At 39.5% G+C, this 18,955-nt stretch carries 16 protein-coding genes; 5 read left to right on the top strand and 11 right to left on the bottom strand.

Annotated elements, in window-relative coordinates:
* Positions 1 to 51: 51 nt before the first annotated feature.
* Positions 52 to 912: an MBL fold metallo-hydrolase gene (locus CDL10_RS06325; RefSeq protein WP_100677746.1), complete on the bottom strand. Its 861-nt coding sequence runs from the start codon at positions 910 to 912 to the stop codon at positions 52 to 54.
* A 198-nt stretch (positions 913 to 1,110) separates the two neighbouring features.
* Here CDL10_RS06325 and CDL10_RS06320 point away from each other — a divergent pair, with 198 nt between their 5' ends.
* The 3 genes from CDL10_RS06320 to CDL10_RS06310 are packed head-to-tail and all read left to right on the top strand — an operon-like array spanning position 1,111 to position 5,968.
* Positions 1,111 to 3,906, top strand: a complete 2,796-nt coding sequence (locus tag CDL10_RS06320) for a TonB-dependent receptor (RefSeq protein WP_100677745.1) — start codon at positions 1,111 to 1,113, stop codon at positions 3,904 to 3,906.
* Entirely contained in the window at positions 3,906 to 4,907 is a 1,002-nt protein-coding gene (locus CDL10_RS06315; protein WP_100677744.1) for a metallophosphoesterase, read from the top strand. The genes CDL10_RS06320 and CDL10_RS06315 overlap by 1 nt, the downstream gene beginning before the upstream one ends.
* Complete coding sequence (locus tag CDL10_RS06310; RefSeq protein WP_100677743.1) at positions 4,907 to 5,968, top strand: phytase; 1,062 nt, start codon at positions 4,907 to 4,909, stop codon at positions 5,966 to 5,968. The genes CDL10_RS06315 and CDL10_RS06310 overlap by 1 nt, the downstream gene beginning before the upstream one ends.
* A 119-nt stretch (positions 5,969 to 6,087) precedes the next feature.
* Here the strand turns inward: CDL10_RS06310 and CDL10_RS06305 are convergent, their stop codons facing one another.
* The 10 genes from CDL10_RS06305 to CDL10_RS06260 all read right to left on the bottom strand — a co-directional run bounded on the left by CDL10_RS06305 (position 6,088) and on the right by CDL10_RS06260 (position 16,221).
* Positions 6,088 to 6,297 carry a type II toxin-antitoxin system YafQ family toxin gene (locus tag CDL10_RS06305; protein WP_243389301.1) on the bottom strand — a complete coding sequence of 70 codons (210 nt, stop codon included), beginning with the start codon at positions 6,295 to 6,297 and terminating at the stop codon, positions 6,088 to 6,090.
* 63 nt (positions 6,298 to 6,360) lie between these two features.
* Positions 6,361 to 6,579, bottom strand: coding sequence for a hypothetical protein (locus CDL10_RS06300; RefSeq protein ID WP_100677741.1), 219 nt, complete (start codon positions 6,577 to 6,579; stop codon positions 6,361 to 6,363).
* 204 nt (positions 6,580 to 6,783) lie between these two features.
* Entirely contained in the window at positions 6,784 to 7,287 is a 504-nt protein-coding gene (locus CDL10_RS06295) for a hypothetical protein (RefSeq protein ID WP_133119464.1), read from the bottom strand.
* 2 nt (positions 7,288 to 7,289) lie between these two features.
* Complete coding sequence (purL, locus tag CDL10_RS06290) at positions 7,290 to 10,958, bottom strand: phosphoribosylformylglycinamidine synthase (RefSeq protein WP_100677739.1); 3,669 nt, start codon at positions 10,956 to 10,958, stop codon at positions 7,290 to 7,292.
* 135 nt (positions 10,959 to 11,093) lie between these two features.
* Positions 11,094 to 11,603 carry a hypothetical protein gene (locus CDL10_RS06285; RefSeq protein WP_100677738.1) on the bottom strand — a complete coding sequence of 170 codons (510 nt, stop codon included), beginning with the start codon at positions 11,601 to 11,603 and terminating at the stop codon, positions 11,094 to 11,096.
* 22 nt (positions 11,604 to 11,625) lie between these two features.
* Positions 11,626 to 12,000, bottom strand: coding sequence for a hypothetical protein (locus CDL10_RS06280; RefSeq protein WP_100677737.1), 375 nt, complete (start codon positions 11,998 to 12,000; stop codon positions 11,626 to 11,628).
* 36 nt (positions 12,001 to 12,036) lie between these two features.
* Positions 12,037 to 13,233, bottom strand: coding sequence for an alanine dehydrogenase (locus CDL10_RS06275; RefSeq protein WP_100677736.1), 1,197 nt, complete (start codon positions 13,231 to 13,233; stop codon positions 12,037 to 12,039).
* A gap of 2 nt (positions 13,234 to 13,235) precedes the next feature.
* Positions 13,236 to 13,637 (bottom strand): tRNA (adenosine(37)-N6)-threonylcarbamoyltransferase complex ATPase subunit type 1 TsaE, encoded by a 402-nt coding sequence (gene tsaE / locus CDL10_RS06270; protein WP_100677735.1) that lies wholly within the window; start codon positions 13,635 to 13,637, stop codon positions 13,236 to 13,238.
* A 3-nt stretch (positions 13,638 to 13,640) separates the two neighbouring features.
* Positions 13,641 to 15,185, bottom strand: a complete 1,545-nt coding sequence (gene porX, locus CDL10_RS06265) for a T9SS response regulator signal transducer PorX (protein WP_100677734.1) — start codon at positions 15,183 to 15,185, stop codon at positions 13,641 to 13,643.
* Positions 15,186 to 15,276: 91 nt separating this feature from the next.
* Positions 15,277 to 16,221: a hypothetical protein gene (locus CDL10_RS06260; protein ID WP_100677733.1), complete on the bottom strand. Its 945-nt coding sequence runs from the start codon at positions 16,219 to 16,221 to the stop codon at positions 15,277 to 15,279.
* A gap of 104 nt (positions 16,222 to 16,325) precedes the next feature.
* Here CDL10_RS06260 and CDL10_RS06255 point away from each other — a divergent pair, with 104 nt between their 5' ends.
* Positions 16,326 to 18,056, top strand: coding sequence for an MFS transporter (locus CDL10_RS06255; RefSeq protein WP_100677732.1), 1,731 nt, complete (start codon positions 16,326 to 16,328; stop codon positions 18,054 to 18,056).
* 1 nt (position 18,057) lies between these two features.
* Positions 18,058 to 18,948: an EamA family transporter gene (locus CDL10_RS06250; RefSeq protein ID WP_100677731.1), complete on the top strand. Its 891-nt coding sequence runs from the start codon at positions 18,058 to 18,060 to the stop codon at positions 18,946 to 18,948.
* The last annotated feature ends 7 nt before the right edge of the window (positions 18,949 to 18,955 follow it).

Below are 18,955 nucleotides of genomic sequence, written 5' to 3'. Positions count from 1 at the left end.
GAATAAGTTGTAAATATATTTCTTGTGTTACAGTTTACGTTTATTTTAACATTATTTTAAAACATCTTGCAGGGTCAAAACCTCATCAAGACGAGGTCCTTTTTCGGTATTTTGCAATGTAATTACCGGGTTATGGGCATCATGTTCCAAAAAGAGTAAAAACCGTTCATCAACTGCCATTTGCAAAAACTTTTGTTTCTCAGGCAAAGTCAATAGTGGTCGGGTATCATATCCCATTACATAAGGCAACGGAATGTGTCCGGCGGTAGGTAGCAAATCTGCACAAAAAGCAATGGTATTTCCCTGATAATCAATCAACGGAATCATTTGTTTTTCGGTATGTCCGTCAACGAAAAAAATCCCAAAACCCAATTCGGATTTTTTTAGCAAATCTCCGTCAGGGCGTTGGATAAAATGAAGCTGCCCGGATTCCTGCAACGGCAGAATATTTTCAGACAAGAAAGAGGCTTTTTCTCTTGCATTGGGCTTCGTTGCCCATTCCCAATGGTTTTCGTTCGTCCAATAACGGGCATTTTTAAACGTCGGCACATAACCGGTGCGGTCTTTATTCCACGAAACAGCTCCGCCCACATGGTCAAAATGCAAGTGCGTCAGAAAAACATCGGTAATATCATCGGGGCAAAAACCTTTTTCTCTGAGGGATTTTTCCAACGAATAATCTCCCCATAAATGATAGTAACCAAAAAATTTATCCGATTGTTTATCGCCCATTCCGGTATCAATCAAAATGAGGCGGTCGGCATCTTCGATAAGCAAGCACCGAGCTGCAATATCTATCTGGTTATTTTCATCTGCGGGATTAGTTTTGTTCCAAATCGCTTTTGGCACAACACCGAACATAGCTCCTCCGTCTAATTTGAAGTTTCCCGCTTCGATTGCATGTAATTTCATATTAAATCTGACTTTTGATGAGGTAAAGATACGATAATTCTGTTTAGCTGTCAGCAGTCAGAACTTGAAACAAGAAAAACCTGAAACTTTAAACTCCACTTCACACACCAATAACCGTTTAGTAATATTTGATTAACCACAAGATTAATTATCTCCAATAGTTTTGTGCCAGATAAAAATTACAATTTTAATTAGACAATGAAAAGAATTTTTACACTTATTACCTTAGGCATTACTTCCTTTACTTGGGCACAAAGTGGTGTTATTTCCGGTGAAGTTACCGACGCTTATGACGGTTTTGCCTTACCCGGAGCTTCTTTGTATATCGAAGACAGCAACCGCTACACCGTTTCTGACCAGAATGGCGGATATCAATTTTTGGACGTTCCGGAAGGGACATACACCGTATATGTGGAATATATAGGTTATACAACTGAATTTGGCGAAATAGTTGTCGAATCAGGAAAAACTGCCCGATTGAATTTCCAAATGCTTATTGGCGATAACACACTGGAGGAACTCGTTATTGTCGGAGATTTCCTTCGCGGTCAGGCAAAAGCTTTGAATCAACAAAAAAACAACAGCAACATCACGAACATCATTTCATCAGACCAGGTCGGACGGTTTCCGGACACCAATGTGGGTGATGCGTTGAAACGTGTTCCTGGAATTACTATGCAGAATGACCAGGGTGAGGCTCGTAATATCATCATTCGCGGACTATCACCTGAATTAAACTCTGTAACATTGAACGGCGACCGTATTCCGTCTGCTGAAGGCGATAACAGAAATGTACAAATGGATTTGATTCCGTCTGATATGATTTCGACCATCGAAGTGAATAAAACGCTTACTCCGGATATGGACGCTGACGCTATCGGTGGTTCGGTAAACCTGATTACCCGTGCTGTACCGGGCAGAGAAAGACTTTCTGCTTCATTGTCAGGTGGTTTTGCACCAATTCGTGACAAAGGAATTTACAACGGAAGTTTCATTTACGGAAACAGATTTCTGGACGACCGCTTAGGCATCGTGGCATCGGGAACTTACCAGACACAGAATTTCGGCTCAGATAACATCGAGGCTGTTTGGGATAAAGATGATAATGAAAATACTTATTTAAGCGAAATGGACATTCGTAAATATGATGTACAAAGGATACGAAGAAGTGTTTCCTTAGGTTCAGATTATATCATCGACGACAACAACCGTTTGGATTTCAACATTATGTACAACTGGCGTGACGACCGTGAAAACCGTTTCAGAACGCGATACAGAGATATTGAATTGCAAGACGACGGTACTTATATGGGAAGTATCCGCAGAGAAACCAAAGGTGGTATTGACAATAATCGCAACAAAAACGCTCGTCTGGAAGACCAAAGAGTTTTCAACACTTCCCTCAAAGGACAGCATTTGATTTCTTCCAAACTGGATATGGACTGGGCATTGTCTTACTCTAAAGCCAGCGAAGAACGTCCGAATGAGCGATATATTGATTTCCAGCAAAAAGATGTGTTGATGATGCAAGACCTCAGCAACCCTAACCTACCATTGGTTTCTGCTGTAAATGGAGAAAATCCGGCTGATTTCGAGTTGCGAAAAATCACTGAAAATTATAATTACACCGAAGAAAGTGAATTAGGTTTTAAATTGAACTTCAGAACACCGCTTTCTGTCATTGAAGGGCAAAAAGGACGACTTCGTTTTGGTGGAAGATTAAGAATAAAAGACAAAAACAGAGAAAACAACTTTTTCTCTTACGAAAGCATCGACGGAATCGGCAACCTGAATGAAGTTCCGAATCAATTTTTCTCCGGAAACGGTTTCAACCCCGGAAGTAAATACGCTCCCGGCTATTTTGCCCAGGAAAGTTATTTGGGCAACCTCGATTTGAAAAACCCCGCGTTGTTTGACGAAATCGACGAACCTTCAGAATATCTGGCTTTAAACTATGAAGCTAAAGAAAATATCGTTGCCGGATATATTCGCTGGGACCAGGATATTACAGATAAAACCTCAGTAATCATAGGTGCAAGGATAGAAAATACTTCTATTGAATATACCGGAAATTACGTTCTGGAAGAAGAAGAACTTGCCGGAAAATTAGAAAATTCCAACAGCTACACCAATATTTTGCCGGGCGTTACCGTTAAACATAATTTTACCAAAGATTTTATTCTTCGCGGGGCAATCACTACCGGATTAGCAAGACCAAACTATTACCAACTGGCTCCTTTCGTGAGTGCTACTGTGGAAGATGCCGAAATCGAAGCGGGTAATCCAAACCTAAAACCGACTTATGCGACAAACTTCGATTTGATGATTGAAAATTATTTTGAAAACATAGGAATTGTTTCTGCCGGTGTTTTCTACAAAAAACTGAATAATTTCATCTATACCTACCGCAACGGACAATTTACCAATCAGGATTTTTCAGATAATTTCTCAGGTATCAGCAACCCAATTCCTGCCGGCGAACGTTGGGAATTTACGCAGGCACGTAACGGAGAAAGTGTAGATGTATTCGGATTTGAAGTAGCTATTCAGAAAAAACTAGATTTCTTACCGGGATTCCTAAGCAATTTCAGCCTATTCGCTAACTATACGTTCACAGATTCTAAAGCAAAAGGAATTACCAACGAAGACGGCGACGTGCGTGACGACTTAGGTTTACCGAGAACTGCTCCGCATATGTTAAACGGCTCATTATCTTGGGAAAATGACAAATTCTCAGCGAGGATATCAGCCAATTTCACATCAGATTATCTGGACGAAATCGGTGGAAACGAATTTGAAGATGCTTATTACGACAAACAATTTTTCCTTGATTTTAATGCCGCTTACAAAATCACTCCACAGTTCAGGATTTTCGCTGAAGCCAACAACCTGACCAACCAGCCGTTGAGATATTATCAGGGAGCTTCCAACCGCATGAAACAATTGGAATATTACCAACCACGATATGTTTTAGGATTAAAATTTGATTTATAATGAACAGACACAGTAGATTTTTAAGCATACTTTTTTTAATACTTTTTTCATATTTCAATGGTTTGAGTCAGGAACGCCCTGACTCAAACCTTAATCATGTCATCACAGATACCAAAGACATTGAGGCTGTCGAGGACGGCTTGTCTTTTCTGGCGATTGGCGATTTCGGGCGACACGGGCATTTTACCCAGAAAGAAGTTGCCAGAGATATGGGTTCAGTAGCCGAAATTCTCGATTTGACTTTTACTGTTTCCGTTGGCGATAATTTTTATCCGAACGGGGTACAAAGCACACAGGATTACCAATGGATTTCTTCCTATGAAAGTATTTACACCCATCATTTGCTGCACGAGCCCTGGTACGTTGCTTTGGGCAATCACGATTATGAAGGCATTGCACAAGCCCAGATTGATTACACCAAAGTGTCCAGAAGGTGGGAAATGCCTAACCATTATTTTGAAAAAATGATTGAAATCGACAATAACCAATACCTTCAGTTGTTGGTTATCGACACCAATCCTTTTGTAAAAAAATACCACAACGAACCGGAAAAATATGTAGAAATCGCTGAACAAGATACCGAAAAACAACTGAAATGGCTGAATGAAAAACTGCAAAACAACGACCCGAAAATTGTTTGGAAAGTAGTCGTTGGACACCACCCTTTGTATTCGGGTGGTAAACGCAAAACCAGCGAAGAAACCGTTCAGATAAGAGATATTTTCCAACCGATATTTAACCAGCATCAGGTGGACGCTTACATTTGCGGGCATGAGCACGATTTGCAAATCATCAAAAAGAAAAACGATACTTTCACACAGTTTTTGTCGGGTGCGGGAAGTGAGCTCCGCGAAACCGGATTTACCGAAGGTACGTTGTATGCCGAAGCTGTTCCTGGGTTTATGGCATTTGCCGTTACAGCGGATAAACTGAAAGTATATGTTATCAAATCCGGCAAAAACGATTTTGAAGTAAGTTACCAATCAGAAATTACCAAATAATGAAAAAATCATTTTTTATAATAAGCACTTCCCTACTCCTTATCGGGTGTGGAGACAAACTGGCTCCTGTAGCCGAAAATGCTGTTCAGCCAACCGTTACAACTGAGCAAACGCCAAATGACACTGATGACCCGGCTATCTGGGTAAATCCGGTTCAGCCTGAAAAATCTTTGATTTTAGGCACAGACAAAGAGGAAAAAACCGGTGGACTTTATGCGTATAATCTTCAGGGAGAAATTGTTAATAAGGTTTATCCGATGGACAGACCCAACAATGTGGACGTAACCTATGGTTTCCTTCTCAACGGAACTGCCACCGACATTGCCGTCGTGACTGAACGCATGACCAATAAAGTACGAATTTTCAGTCTGCCTGATTTGAATCCGATAGACAACGGAGGTCTGGACGTTTTTGAGGGCGAAGAACTACGAGCTCCGATGGGTATTGCCACTTATCAGAATCCGGCTAACGGAAAAACCTATATTATCGTAGGGCGAAAAGACGGAAATTCCGAAGAATATCTTTTCCAATATGAACTAATGGAAAAAGATGGCTACATAACCGGAAAACTGGTAAGAAAATTCGGGAAATATTCCGGCAAAAAGGAAATTGAAGCTATTGCGGTCGATAACGAGCTGGGCTATGTTTACTATTCTGACGAAACAGCCGGTGTGCGGAAATATTATGCCGACCCGGACAAAGGGAATACAGAACTAACTTTCTTTGCTCAAAACGATGCGAAACGCGACCACGAAGGTATTGCTTTATACAAGAAAGATGCAAAAACCGGTTACATTTTGGTATCTGACCAGCAGGCGAATAACTTTTTGGTGTATAAAAGAGAAGGCGAAAGTGCCAACCCGCATGAACATAAATTGATTGCCCGGATTCCGGTTTCGACTATCGAATGTGACGGTGCAGATGCGGTTAACGTCAACCTTGGCAAAGGTTTTGAAAACGGAATTTTTGTAGCAATGAGTAACGGAAGGGTTTTTCAATTCTACGACTGGAATATCATCAGCGAGGCTATTGAAACTTTTCGGGTTTCAGCAAGCGAATAGAAAAATAACCATAAAGGCACAAAGGACACAATAAATCTCTGTGTCCTTTTTTTGTAGTTGTAAGTTTACAGTTCAAACCTGAAACAAAAAACTCTCGTCACAAAACTGCAACAAGGTTTTTAAAACAAGTCCGAGTGTGTTCCTGTTCTGATAAGCGAAATCAATTTTATTTCTTCATTTTGTTCCCAAATAAGCAACCAATCTGGCTGGATATGGCATTCCCAAGTTCCCACATAGTTCCCTGAAAGTTTATGTGGTTTATATTTACTGGGGAGTTTACCTTTATTTCCGAGAAGAAGAACCACTTCCTTTAACAAATCTTCTTTCAATCCTCTCTTTAAAGATTTTTTAAAGTCTTTTTTTAAACCTATTCGTAGCAACAACTTTGTACATCAACTTTTGAGTTTTTCAAATAATTCATCTACACTCTCTGCCTCTATTAATCCAATACCTGATTTAGCTTCTTTAATTGCCTTTTCTGTTTCTTTGTTGTAACGTGATTTTTCATTTTCCGTGATAATAACATCTTTGTTTTTTTCAGCAAGCAACTTCGCCATTTCTAAAAGCAATTTTCCGGCTTTTGTTCGTTTATCTACAGTGATTGTCGTCATAGCTTTATGTGTTTGTTTATACTCACAAAGATACAAAAAATATTGAGATGATTTTTGACCTAACGCGGTACGACAAAGTTGAACTTTAAACTTTAAACAAAAGAAACCCGAAACAAAACCTTGCAGATTTCTCCAGGCATCAAGCACCCAAATAAAAAATCCCCGGTTATACAAACCGAGGATTTACACTTCGTTTTACGTCAATTAAAACTTATATCTGGCACCGATACCTAATTCCAGATTAATGTTGTTGTAATCGTGGTATTCCGTGATATAAATATTCGGCTTCAAATCCAGAAAGAACTGGAAAGGAGCCGGTTTCAGATGATACTCGATACCTCCAATTCCTGACAATGCCACGATAGCCCCGTCGTCTTTGTGCGAACCGTTTTTATAACTCCACGACCCCAGGCTACCACCAGCACCTACATACCAATGAAATCCATGCTGAATTGGAAAAACCCATTCATATAATCCTGTGATTTTCACTGCACTAAAATGACGAGAGTTCGCAAAGCCCAAATTCAACTCCAAACGGTTTTCGCTACTCAAAGCTCTCTGATAAGTGATTTCCCCACCGGCAATCCTGCTGGTAGTAAATTTCATTCCGATAGCATTTTTGGACATTCCTTGTCCGCTCTGCTGTGCCTGTGTTTCGGTCAGCCCTAATCCGGCTACAACCATTAAGGTAAAAACTATTTTTCTCATGTTTAACTATTTTTCTCTATCCACTTTCTTGCGTTCACAAATGCCTCCAACCATGGGCTTACCTCATCATTTCTATCTGGATAATTTGCCCAGTTCCACTGGAATATCGAGCGTTCGATATGTGGCATGGTTACCAAATGTCGCCCTGTTTTATCGCACATCATGGCTACGTTATAATCTGAACCGTTCGGGTTACCCGGATAGCTGTCATAAGCATATTTTGCCACGATATTATATTCTTTTTCTTCTCTCGGCAAGCTGAATTTTCCTTCGCCGTGTGAAATCCAAACACCCAATGTAGTTCCTGCCAAAGTAGATAACATCACAGAGTTATTCCCTTCTATTTTCACAGAAATAAAATTAGATTCGTGTTTTTGCGATACGTTATAAGTCATTTTGCCATGTACATCGTGTTCCGGATTAATCAAATCCAACTCCATAAACAACTGGCAGCCGTTACAGATTCCAACGGACAAAGTATTTGGTCTGTCAAAGAAATTCTTCAAAGCGTTTTTCGCTTTTTCGTTATACATAAACGCTCCTGCCCAACCTTTTGCCGAACCTAATACATCTGAATTGGAAAATCCGCCGACAGCTCCGATAAACTGAATGTCTTCCAGCGTTTCTCTGCCCGAAATCAAATCAGTCATGTGTACATCTTTCACATCAAACCCTGCCAGATACATCGCATGAGCCATTTCTCTTTCAGAGTTGGAACCTTTTTCGCGAATAATCGCCGCTTTGGGTCTGGCTGTTACTATATTGTTTTCCGGTAATTTTCCGGTAAAATGCTCCGGAAAAGTAAAGTTCAACGGTTGATATTTGTAATTGCTGTAACGTTCGTCTGCCATGCCGTTCTTCGACTGTTTCTGGTCGAGCAGGTAAGACGTTTTGTACCAAACATCACGCAAAGCACTTACGCTGAATTCGTATTTTTCATCAAAATGATTGATTTTGAATTCCTGCCCTTCGGACGGTACACCAATTTTAACAAAATCCACCTGATTTTCAGCTAATTTCCGTTCAAATGATTCATCATTATTCGCTTGTAAAACTACCGCGATATTTTCATTGAACAATGCTTTCATAATATCTCTTTCACCAAGCGGTGTCAAATCAATATCCGCATCTAAATTGTATCCTGAAAAACACATTTCGAGCAAAGTCGTAATCAATCCGCCCGAACCGATGTCGTGTCCTGCCGCAATTTCGTCTTCCAGAATTAACTGCTGAATCACATTAAATGCTTTTTTGAAATAAGCCGCATCAATAATTGTTGGTACCTCATCGCCTATTTTATTCAAAATCTGAGCAAATGAAGAACCTCCCAGTTTAAAATCATCTTTCGACAAATTGATATAGTAAATCGATCCGGCTGTTTTTTTCAAAACCGGTTCTACTACTTTTTTGATATCTGTACAGTTTCCTGCTGCGGAAATAATCACTGTTCCCGGCGATAAAACATTTTTCCCGTCCGGGTATTTCTGCTTCATTGACAAGGAATCTTTCCCCGTCGGAATATTGATTCCCAATTCGATAGCAAAATCAGAACAGCCTTTTACCGCCTGATACAACCGAGCATCTTCTCCAGGATTGTTACAAGCCCACATCCAGTTTGCCGAAAGCGACACACCGGAAAGTCCGTTTTTAACCGGAGCAAAAATCATATTAGACAAAGCCTCTCCAATCGCATTTCTCGAACCAGCAACCGGGTCAACCAAAGCCGTCAGCGGCGAATGACCGATAGTTGTCGCTACGCCTTCTTTTCCTTTGTAATCTAATGCCATTACGCCCACGTTGTTCAACGGCAGTTGTAAAGCTCCGGCACATTGTTGCTTGGCTACTTTTCCACCCACGCATCTGTCCACTTTATTCGTCAGCCAGTCTTTACAAGCCACCGCTTCGAGCTGTAAAACACTACGCAAATATATTTCTAACTGATTGATATCATAGGTTAATGGTTCATATTGATAATCAACAGTTTTATCATTCATAATTGTTTTTGGCGAAGAGCCGAACATATCTTCCAAGTCAAAATCCATTGGGGTAATTCCCTTGGTTTTTGAACTGAAAGTAAACCGATGGTCATCAGTTACATCGCCGACCACATACATCGGTGCACGTTCTCTTTCGGCAACTCTTTCCAAAACACTTACATTATCCCGGCTGATTACCAAGCCCATTCTTTCCTGTGACTCGTTTCCGATAATTTCTTTTGCCGATAAAGTCGGGTCGCCTACCGGTAATTTATCCAAATCAATCAATCCGCCGGTATCTTCCACTAATTCAGACAAACAGTTCAAATGTCCGCCTGCACCATGGTCGTGAATAGACACAATCGGATTTTCTTTGGATTCAACCATACCTCGAACGGCATTAGCCACCCTTTTTTGCATTTCGGGATTGGAACGCTGAATGGCATTCAGCTCTATTCCGCTGCCCATAGCTCCAGTATCTGCTGATGAAACGGCCGCTCCGCCCATTCCGATTCGATAGTTTTCTCCGCCCAAAATTACAATCTGATCGCCTGTATGTGGTGCTTTTTTCAGTGCCTGGTCTCTTTTTCCGTAACCAACTCCTCCGGCAAGCATAATCACTTTGTCGTAACCCACACGGATATCTTTTTCTTCGTGTTCAAACGTAAACACAGAACCGGCAATCAAAGGTTGCCCGAATTTATTTCCAAAGTCAGAAGCTCCGTTAGATGCTTTGATCAGAATATCCATTGGTGTTTGATATAACCACTCTCGTTCTTCCATGCCGTTTTCCCAGTTTCTGTCATCAGTCAATCGGGAGTATGAAGTCATGTACACCGCTGTTCCTGCCAATGGTAATGCTCCTTGCCCTCCTGCCAGACGGTCTCTGATTTCTCCACCCGAACCAGTCGCTGCTCCGCTGAATGGTTCAACCGTGGTCGGAAAATTATGGGTTTCGGCTTTGAGGGATATTACCGACTCAAAGTCATCTTCGTAGTAATAATCGGGTTTGTCCGCTGATTTCGGGGCAAACTGAACGAGTTGAGGTCCTTGAATAAATGCCACATTATCTGAATATGCCGAAACAATTTCATTCGGATTGGTTTCAGATGTTTTTTTTATCAGCTTAAACAACGAGCTTGGCATTTCTTCTCCGTCAATAACGAATGTTCCGTTGAAAATCTTATGACGACAATGTTCTGAATTGACCTGTGAAAAACCAAACACTTCAGAATCGGTTAATTTTCGTCCGATTTTTCGGCTAAGGTTTTCGAGATATTCCACCTCTTCGTCGCTCAAAGACAAGCCTTCCTTCACATTGTACAGAGCTATATCGTCAATCTCCTGAATGGCTTCCGGCTCAATATTTATGGTAAATATATCCTGGTTAAGCTGCTCATAAACCTGATTAATCATCGGGTCAATATCGCTGTTTTCTGTGCCGTATGGTTCAAATTCTTCAATTCGGATAATTCCGTGAATACCCATATTTTGGGTAATTTCTACTGCATTAGTACTCCATGGTGTAATCATTGCGGCTCTTGGTCCTACAAACCTGCTGCTGATTACCGTTGTTTGTACTTTTTTTGCATTCCCGAAAAGCCATTCCAATTTGGCAATATCTTCCGGTAAGATATCTTGTTGAGCTTCTACTGCATAGACTTTTTGAGAAGCATTTTCAAAGAAATGAATCATTACTGCTGATGTTTAACGTTGCGTTTAGTAAGCTACAAAGTTAATCTTTTTTTCGTTATGTTTTTGTGAAAAAATCGACTGGATTTTGGTGTTTACCGGAATTATTTTAACGTGAATTTGAGTTCAGCAGCTTTATTACTCGTATTTCAAAATTTCAAAATCGTATAATGCAATATAATCAATTTTGTGTTGCCAAATTTCTTTAGTATCTACACCGGGAAACGCCCCGACTATACTCGTATTTTCAAATTCATCATTGAAATAATATTTTATATCAGCTTTATAGGTAACTGGTTTTTTTAAATTATTCCGGATATTTAGTAATGTTACATAATCTTTATCTTCTTTTCCTTCATTATAATAACCTCCGACAAAAAAAATCTCAACAGTATTTTCCAGAGGTTCTTCACTAAATAAATTCTTACTTTCATCAAATGAATAATATTCTTCGCAAGGTTCAAAACTCAAAATCCTGTATTCATATTTATCGCCATCGATTTCTTTTAGTTCTAAAGTGATTTTTGACCAAAGAGGAAAGGAATATTTACCGTAGTCTGAAGGAAATTTGCCACTCTCTGTTTCCTGAGAACAGACACTTTGATTACTTAAAATAAATGCTAAAAAAAGTATCAGTATTTTCTTCATAATTTGCACTACAATTAGAATTTTATTTATCCAAATATTTAATACTTACCAACTTAACTCTTTCGCTGTAATTAATCATTTCAATCTGCAAAGGGTTATTGAGGCTGTCTTTGGCGTTAATCACATATTTTTTTCCGCCGTCTTCGGGCACATTGCTCTGTGAAAAATCTACATCGCCGTTAGTGAGGTACTGAGTCAGTTGGGCTGTCGTGAAAACTTCCATAGCGTCTTTTGCTTCCGAAGTCATAATAAGCGGTTTGGAACGTAGGTCTTTCAGCACACGGCAATTCGGCAGATAACAAAACTGCGTGTCTTTGGCTCCCCAAAAATAAAACACAATCGTACTTCCGATTAATAACCCCAAAAGATAATAGGCTAAACGCTGAGAAAATTTCATCTGTAATTAAATTTCGGCAAAGATAAGGCAGTTGTTTCAGAGTAGCAACAGGTTAATGTCTTTATTGTCGAGTCCGCACCATTCGCCTGCCTGACGGCTAACCAAAATGCCTTTGTAGAGGTAAATTCCGGACCGGATTGTTTTTACCCGCCCGATATAATCTTCAATACCTCCATATTCGCCGATATTCATCAAATATGTCGATAATATATTGCTGATTGCCTGAGAAGAAGTTTTAGAATATCTCGACGAAATATTCGGAACACAGTAGTGGATAACACCATGTTTTCTCAACACAGGTTTTTGATGCGAGGTTAGCTCAGAAGTTTCCACGCAACCACCGTTGTCGATGCAAACGTCGATAATTACTGCATTGGCTTTCATAATTTGCACCATGTCTTCGGTAATTACAATCGGAGAGCGGTTGATTCCTCTGATTGCTCCGATAACCACGTCACACCGTCTTAACGCTTTTTTCAATACTTTTTCCTGAATGGTTGATGTTGATATAGGTTGTGGTAACAATTTCTGTATTCTTTTCAACCGGTGGATAGAATTATCAAACACTTTGACGCTTGCTCCGAAAGCTAAAGCTGTTCTTGCGGAATATTCTGCTACCGTTCCTGCTCCGATAATAACCACTTCGGTAGGAAGCACACCGGTAATATTCCCAAACAACAAACCTTTTCCTTTCTTATATTTGTTCATATATTCCGAAGCGATATGAATAGACGCAACCCCGGCAATCTCACTCATCGCATTCAAAAAAGGGCAAGAGCCTTCTTCGTCCTGAACACATTCGTAGCTTAGAGCTGTAATTTTCTTTTTAGACAGTGTTTTGAAATATTCTGCCGTTTGCGTTTTGAATTGAAGGGCTGAGAAAAGATAGCTCCCCGGTTTCATCCATTCAATCTCCTGAATCGTTGGTGACTGTACCTTTATCACAATCGGACAGGCAAATACTTTTTCGGTATCGTGCGTGATTTCTGCCCCAGCTTCGCTGTATTCTTTGTCGGTGTAACTTGCCATTTTTCCTGCATCAGATTCCATCAGCACACGATGACCGTTTGCTGTGAGCATAGCTACGGCTTCCGGTGTAAGGCAAATACGGTATTCCGCATTAAAATCTTCTTTGGGCAAACCGATAAAAAGCTGGTCGCGGTGTTTTTTAATATCCAGTTTTTCTTCCTGCGGAATCAGCTCTTCTTGTGAAAAAGGAGTATTTACAGCCATAATTACAAAAATTTTAATCTTCTTGTTTGTGCATCAATGATATCCAATTGAATTTGATGAAAATCTTCCAAAATCGGCATAATTTTCTCCGGCCATTCGATAAAACAATAGTTTCCTGAATCCAGATATTCCTCAATACCGATATCATAGGCTTCCGACAAATCTTTCAGCCGGAACAAATCAAAATGATAGAGCAACCCACCGTCACATTCATATTCATTGACCAACGAAAAAGTGGGACTACTGGTTATATTCTGCACACCCAGACACTTAGCCATAGCTTTCGTCAGCGTGGTTTTGCCTGCCCCCATTTCTCCTTCAAACAAGATGATTTTATGTCTGTTTAAAGATAATATTTTTTTTGCAATTTCATCAATTTCATCTAAAGAAAACTCCATTTCCATATTTTACCGGGGATTTAATACCACAAACGGAATAATCATTTCTTCGAGCGAAATACCTCCGTGTTGATAAGTATTTCTGAAATAATTTACATAGTGATTGTAATTATTCTGATACGCCAAAAAGTAATCACTTTTAGCAAAAATAAATGAACTGCTGAGGTTGATAGACGGCAACTGAATCTCGTTCGGGTTTTTGACCGCGTACACATCTTTGTTTTGATAAGTCAATGATTTTCCGGTTTTGTACCGCAAGTTCAGGCTCGTGTTTCTGTCGCCGATTACCTTCGACGGATTTTTACAGTTTATCGTTCCGTGATCGGTCGTAATAATCAGTTTAAAACCCTCTTTGCGTGCTTCCTGAATAATTGCCAGAAGCGGCGAGTTTTTGAACCAGCTCAACGTCAACGAACGATAGGCTTTATCATTGGAAGCCAACTCCTTAATCACTTCCATTTCGGTTTTGGCATGCGAAATCATATCCACAAAATTATACACCAAAGCAATCAGTTTATTATCTTTATAGGATTTAAAATTTTCCGCCACTTTGATACCGTCACGCAGGTTGGTAATTTTGATGTATTTATTCTTGATATCCAATCTCATTCGCTGAATCTGAGCTTCCAAAAACTGTGATTCAAAGAGGTTTTTTCCACCATCATCGGTATCGTTTTTCCAATATTCCGGGTGTTTTTTTTCCATTTCGAGCGGTGTCATTCCTGAGAATATTGCATTTCGGGCATATTGTGTCGCGGTCGGCAATATGGAATAGTAGTAACTATCCTTTTCGATTTTGTAATATTCGTTAATCGTACTTTCAAAGGTTTTCCATTGGTCATAACGCAAATTGTCAATCACGACAAACAGGACTTTTTCTTCCGATTTGAGTTCAGGTATTACCCATTTTCTAAAAATCTGATGAGAAAAAATCGGTGCGTCTTCCGGATTATTAATCCAGTATTTGTATTCTTTTTCAATGAATTTTCCAAACTCGGTATTGGCTTGTTGTTTTTGGTCTTCCAATATCTGCATCAATCCGGAATCGGCCGTATTTTCCAGCTCCAGTTCCCAGAAAACTAATTTTTTATACAGTTCCGCCCATTGTTCGTGCGTATTAATCTGCATCAATTCCAAGGCAATATTCCTGAATTCTTTTTGGTAATCTAAAGTGGTTTTTTGCGAAACCAACCGGTTTACGTCCAGATTTTTCTTCAAGCTCAACAAAATCTGATTTGGGTTAACCGGCTTGATGAGGTAATCGGCAATTTTCGACCCGATAGCTTCGTCCATGATATATTCCTCCTCACTTTTCGTAATCATGATAACCGGAATAGTTGACTTGTGTTCCTTCAACTCCGACAAAGTTTCCAACCCACTGATTCCGGGCATATTTTCATCTAAAAAAACAATATCAAAATTTTCCTGACCAAACAAGTCAATCGCATCTTGACCATTCGTCGCCGTAACAACCTGATAACCTTTCTGTTCCAGAAACAATATATGCGGTTTCAAATATTCAATTTCGTCATCTACCCAAAGTATCTTTATCATATTCTTTTGCTTAAATTAATGTTATTCCGGACTAAAGTACCACAATGCCTACGAAACCTGTAATAAAGAAATATTAAATTTTCTTCTGAGATTATTCCACGTACGACCCAATCGGCAATTCGCTGATTTGTATCGTTCTGTCATAGTTCGTAAATGTTGCCTGAGTGATTTCAAAATCGTACACCAACTGAACAGTCCCTGCAATATCCACCTCGCGAGCCGTTACTTTCACGTTACCTTCGTTGGCTGTCCAAACATCGAAAAACAAGGCATCATTACCAAAATCGCAAGGCTGATAACCTTCAATCTGACTCAAAATCCCTTGATTAATTTTGATTTTTATATACTGACCGTCAGACAATTGAAAATTCTGCTCTCCTACAGCCGGTTGCAGCGACTCACTGAGTTTTAATTGCATCACTTTATCGCTGGTTTCCATATAAAATTCCATGTTACCGCAAAAATTGATTTCATCACGATCAAACTGATTAAAATTCAACGTATAAGACTCTGCTTGATAAGTACCAAACGTATAATCCGGATATTTAATCTGCTGGTCGCCTCTGCTCAGCACAATATTTCTAAACAAAATCGAAAAATTATATGCTACCGAAAAATTTTTCGGCTGATTTTCATCGTTTCTGACCTGCAATTGTTTAGAAATCAATATCGAGCCATTGTTTTCCGACACGTATTCGTCCACCACTTGCGGAAAAGCCGGCGGAACATCATCACACAGCATACTCTGATTACTGATATTATTATCATACAAACGGTAAATAATCTGATTGGTGTTGTTGGTCAAAACCTCCAGCTCCTCTCCTACCTGCAAATTATCATTGATAAGTGGTTCGCCTGTCGGACTGATGAGATTCAAAATCAACATTTCTCTGTCTTTCGCTTTGAAATACAACTCTTTATCCTCACATTTCTGCATAGTAACATCATCAAAATTGAGTGATTCAAACACCATATCTCCGTCATCACACGACACCGCAAGCATTAATCCGAAAACAAGCAACAGGATTTTTTTCATGGAATAATTTCTTTAATTTAAGAACAAAAATAAGTTTTTTAGCCCGAATGCAATCCCATAATGGCTTAATTTTTATCTTTGGGAGTTATTATTCAGCAAATACTATGGCAAAAACAGCACAACCGACCAATTATCCGGCATTGTACACATTGATTCTCGTGTTTTTTTTCTGGGGATTTATTGCAGCCGGAAACAATATTTTTATTCCTTTTTGTAAAGAATATTTTCATCTAGACCAGTTTCAGTCCCAGTTAATTGACTTTGCTTTTTACACCGCTTATTATTCCGGAGCTTTGATTTTGTTTGGCATAAGCATGATTCGAGGCAAAGATTTGGTTACCCGCTGGGGATATAAGAAAAGCATCATTTTCGGATTGCTATTTTCTGCTCTCGGAGCTGTCGCAATGATACTGGCTGTCAAAGCCGATGTATATCTCGGCATGCTCGTCGGATTATTCATCGTTGCATTAGGATTTTCATTACAGCAAACCGCAGCCAATCCTTTCGCGATTCTCTTGGGCGACCCGAAAACCGGAGCCAGCCGTGTGAATCTGGCAGGCGGAATCAATTCGTTGGGCACAACCATTGGACCATTGATTGTTGGTTATGTATTGTTTGGAACTGCAGCTGCACAAAATCAGCAAATTGCAGCACTAAGTCTGGATAAAGTAATTTGGCTGTATGTCTGCGTGGGATTACTCTTTGTTGGTGTTGCTGCTTTGTTTCATTTTTCCAGAAAATTACCGTTGGGTCAATCTGATGAACCTATCGAAAAAGCCGGCAAAGCCTTCCGGACATTAGTTATTATGACAGTTTTGCTACTCGGTTGCATGTCGGTAGTTTTTCAAACCTACCGCTCTGACGACAACCGGGAAGTCGCCCGATTGGAAACAGAATTATCCCGCTGGGACTCTGTCATCGCTTCTTCCGACAAAGAACAATTACCAAGCGATTATTATCTTGTCGAACAAAAATTGGAAGACGCAAAATCTTCATTGGAGAATAAGCGAATAACCTGGTTGTCGGTGGCGATGATTGTGATTATCGGCAGTTTGCTATATTCTTTATGGAGTGCCGGCAAAAAATCAACCGGTTGGGGAGCCATGCAACACCCGCAACTGATTTTGGGTATGTTGGCGATATTTATGTATGTTGGCGTGGAAGTTGCCATCGGGAGCAATCTGGGAGAATTGCTCAGCCTTGATGAATTTGGAGGATTATCAGCCGCTGAAGTCGCACCTTATGTTTCCATGTATTGGGGAAGTTTAATGATAGGTAGATGGACCGGTGCTGTGAGTGCTTTTGATTTTTCCGACAAACTCAAAAAAATATTACTTTTTGTGATTCCGCTGGTAGCTTTCGGCGTGATTTTAGTGGTTAACGCTATTGCCGGTTATGAAATTTCACATTTATATTACTATATCATTTGTGTGCTTTTGCAGATTGGTGCCGCTTATATCAGCAAAGACAAACCTGCACGTACTTTGTTAATATTCAGCTTATTTGGCATTACTTCATTACTCATCGGGCTAAATACAACCGGAATGACCGCTATTTATGCTTTTCTGGCAGGCGGACTGGCGTGTAGCATCATGTGGCCGGCAATTTTTAATCTGGCATTGATGGGATTAGGTAAATATACCGCACAAGGTTCTGCATTTTTGGTTATGATGATTCTGGGTGGTGGAATCATTCCGCCGATTCAGGGTAAATTTGCCGATATTGTCGGTATTCATTCTTCTTATTTCGTATCGTTGATTTGCTTTGTATATCTACTGTTTTTTGCATGGTTTGTTCGTAAAGTGCTGAACAAACAAGGTTTTGATATTGCTTAATATGTCCCAAAAAAATTACTACATAGCCGGATTGATGTCTTTTGCGATATGGGGATTTATGTCTTTAGCAATCAAACCGTTGATTGCTTATTCATCATTCAGCATATTGTTTTACCGAATATTTTTTGCCGGATTAGTCGGTTTGGTAGCATTTGTTATTTTCCGTCGGAAATCATTGCTCAGCACCCGGAAAAAGTATGCAGAGCTGATTAAGAAAGACAAGCAAAAATTTTGGCTTTACACTATTTCCGGAACGATTTTCCTGATGTTTAACTGGTTGCTGTTCATTTATGTAGTAAATAACATCAATGTACAAACCGCTTCGTTCGCCCTGTTTATGGCACCGATTATTACTGCTTTTCTGGCATATATTTTATTGAAAGAACGCATTTCGGGTATAAAAAAAGCAGCTATTTTCATTAGCTTTATAGCTTGTGTTAGTTATTACATGGCACAGCACGGAGATATTCTTTTTGCCTTACTGACAGCTTTATGCTATTCAATATATATGATTACACAAAAACGAAACAATTATCTGCCAAAAGATTTTATCGTGGTTATACAAATGGTTTTAATGCTGATTTTGATTATGCCATATTTCTTTTTAGTTGATTTTCAGCTACCTTCGGAAATTTCATTTTATGGCTGGACAATGATTTTAGGAATTGTTTTTACCTTACTAACTCTGTACCTGAATCTCTATGCTTTGCAAGGCATTCCGGCATCTACAGTCGGGATTTTACTATATATCAGCCCGATAATTACTTTTATTTTAGCAATTACTTATTTCAAAGAAACGGTAAATCCTTTACAAATTCTTTCTTATTTATTAATTTTGCTTGCCGTAGTATTATTTAATTATACTTCGATCAGGAAAATTTCAAATCTGTAAAACAAAA

It is taken from the genome of Avrilella dinanensis (assembly GCF_002807015.1).
Lineage (GTDB): Bacteria > Bacteroidota > Bacteroidia > Flavobacteriales > Flavobacteriaceae > Flavobacterium > Flavobacterium dinanensis.
The sequence above is the reverse complement of the archived record's forward strand: the minus strand, read 5'-3'. Positions and strand labels throughout refer to the sequence as shown.

Coding starts and splice junctions, on each gene's coding strand:
- tsaE (WP_100677735.1), bottom strand. CDS start 13,637: ATGGAAATGGAGTTTTCTTTAGATGAAATTGATGAAATTGCAAAAAAA.
- CDL10_RS06310 (WP_100677743.1), top strand. CDS start 4,907: ATGAAAAAATCATTTTTTATAATAAGCACTTCCCTACTCCTTATCGGG.
- CDL10_RS06275 (WP_100677736.1), bottom strand. CDS start 13,233: ATGGCTGTAAATACTCCTTTTTCACAAGAAGAGCTGATTCCGCAGGAA.
- purL (WP_100677739.1), bottom strand. CDS start 10,958: ATGATTCATTTCTTTGAAAATGCTTCTCAAAAAGTCTATGCAGTAGAA.
- CDL10_RS06285 (WP_100677738.1), bottom strand. CDS start 11,603: ATGAAGAAAATACTGATACTTTTTTTAGCATTTATTTTAAGTAATCAA.
- CDL10_RS06315 (WP_100677744.1), top strand. CDS start 3,906: ATGAACAGACACAGTAGATTTTTAAGCATACTTTTTTTAATACTTTTT.
- CDL10_RS06250 (WP_100677731.1), top strand. CDS start 18,058: ATGTCCCAAAAAAATTACTACATAGCCGGATTGATGTCTTTTGCGATA.
- CDL10_RS06295 (WP_133119464.1), bottom strand. CDS start 7,287: ATGAGAAAAATAGTTTTTACCTTAATGGTTGTAGCCGGATTAGGGCTG.
- CDL10_RS06320 (WP_100677745.1), top strand. CDS start 1,111: ATGAAAAGAATTTTTACACTTATTACCTTAGGCATTACTTCCTTTACT.
- porX (WP_100677734.1), bottom strand. CDS start 15,185: ATGATAAAGATACTTTGGGTAGATGACGAAATTGAATATTTGAAACCG.
- CDL10_RS06325 (WP_100677746.1), bottom strand. CDS start 912: ATGAAATTACATGCAATCGAAGCGGGAAACTTCAAATTAGACGGAGGA.
- CDL10_RS06280 (WP_100677737.1), bottom strand. CDS start 12,000: ATGAAATTTTCTCAGCGTTTAGCCTATTATCTTTTGGGGTTATTAATC.
- CDL10_RS06255 (WP_100677732.1), top strand. CDS start 16,326: ATGGCAAAAACAGCACAACCGACCAATTATCCGGCATTGTACACATTG.
- CDL10_RS06260 (WP_100677733.1), bottom strand. CDS start 16,221: ATGAAAAAAATCCTGTTGCTTGTTTTCGGATTAATGCTTGCGGTGTCG.
- CDL10_RS06300 (WP_100677741.1), bottom strand. CDS start 6,579: ATGACGACAATCACTGTAGATAAACGAACAAAAGCCGGAAAATTGCTT.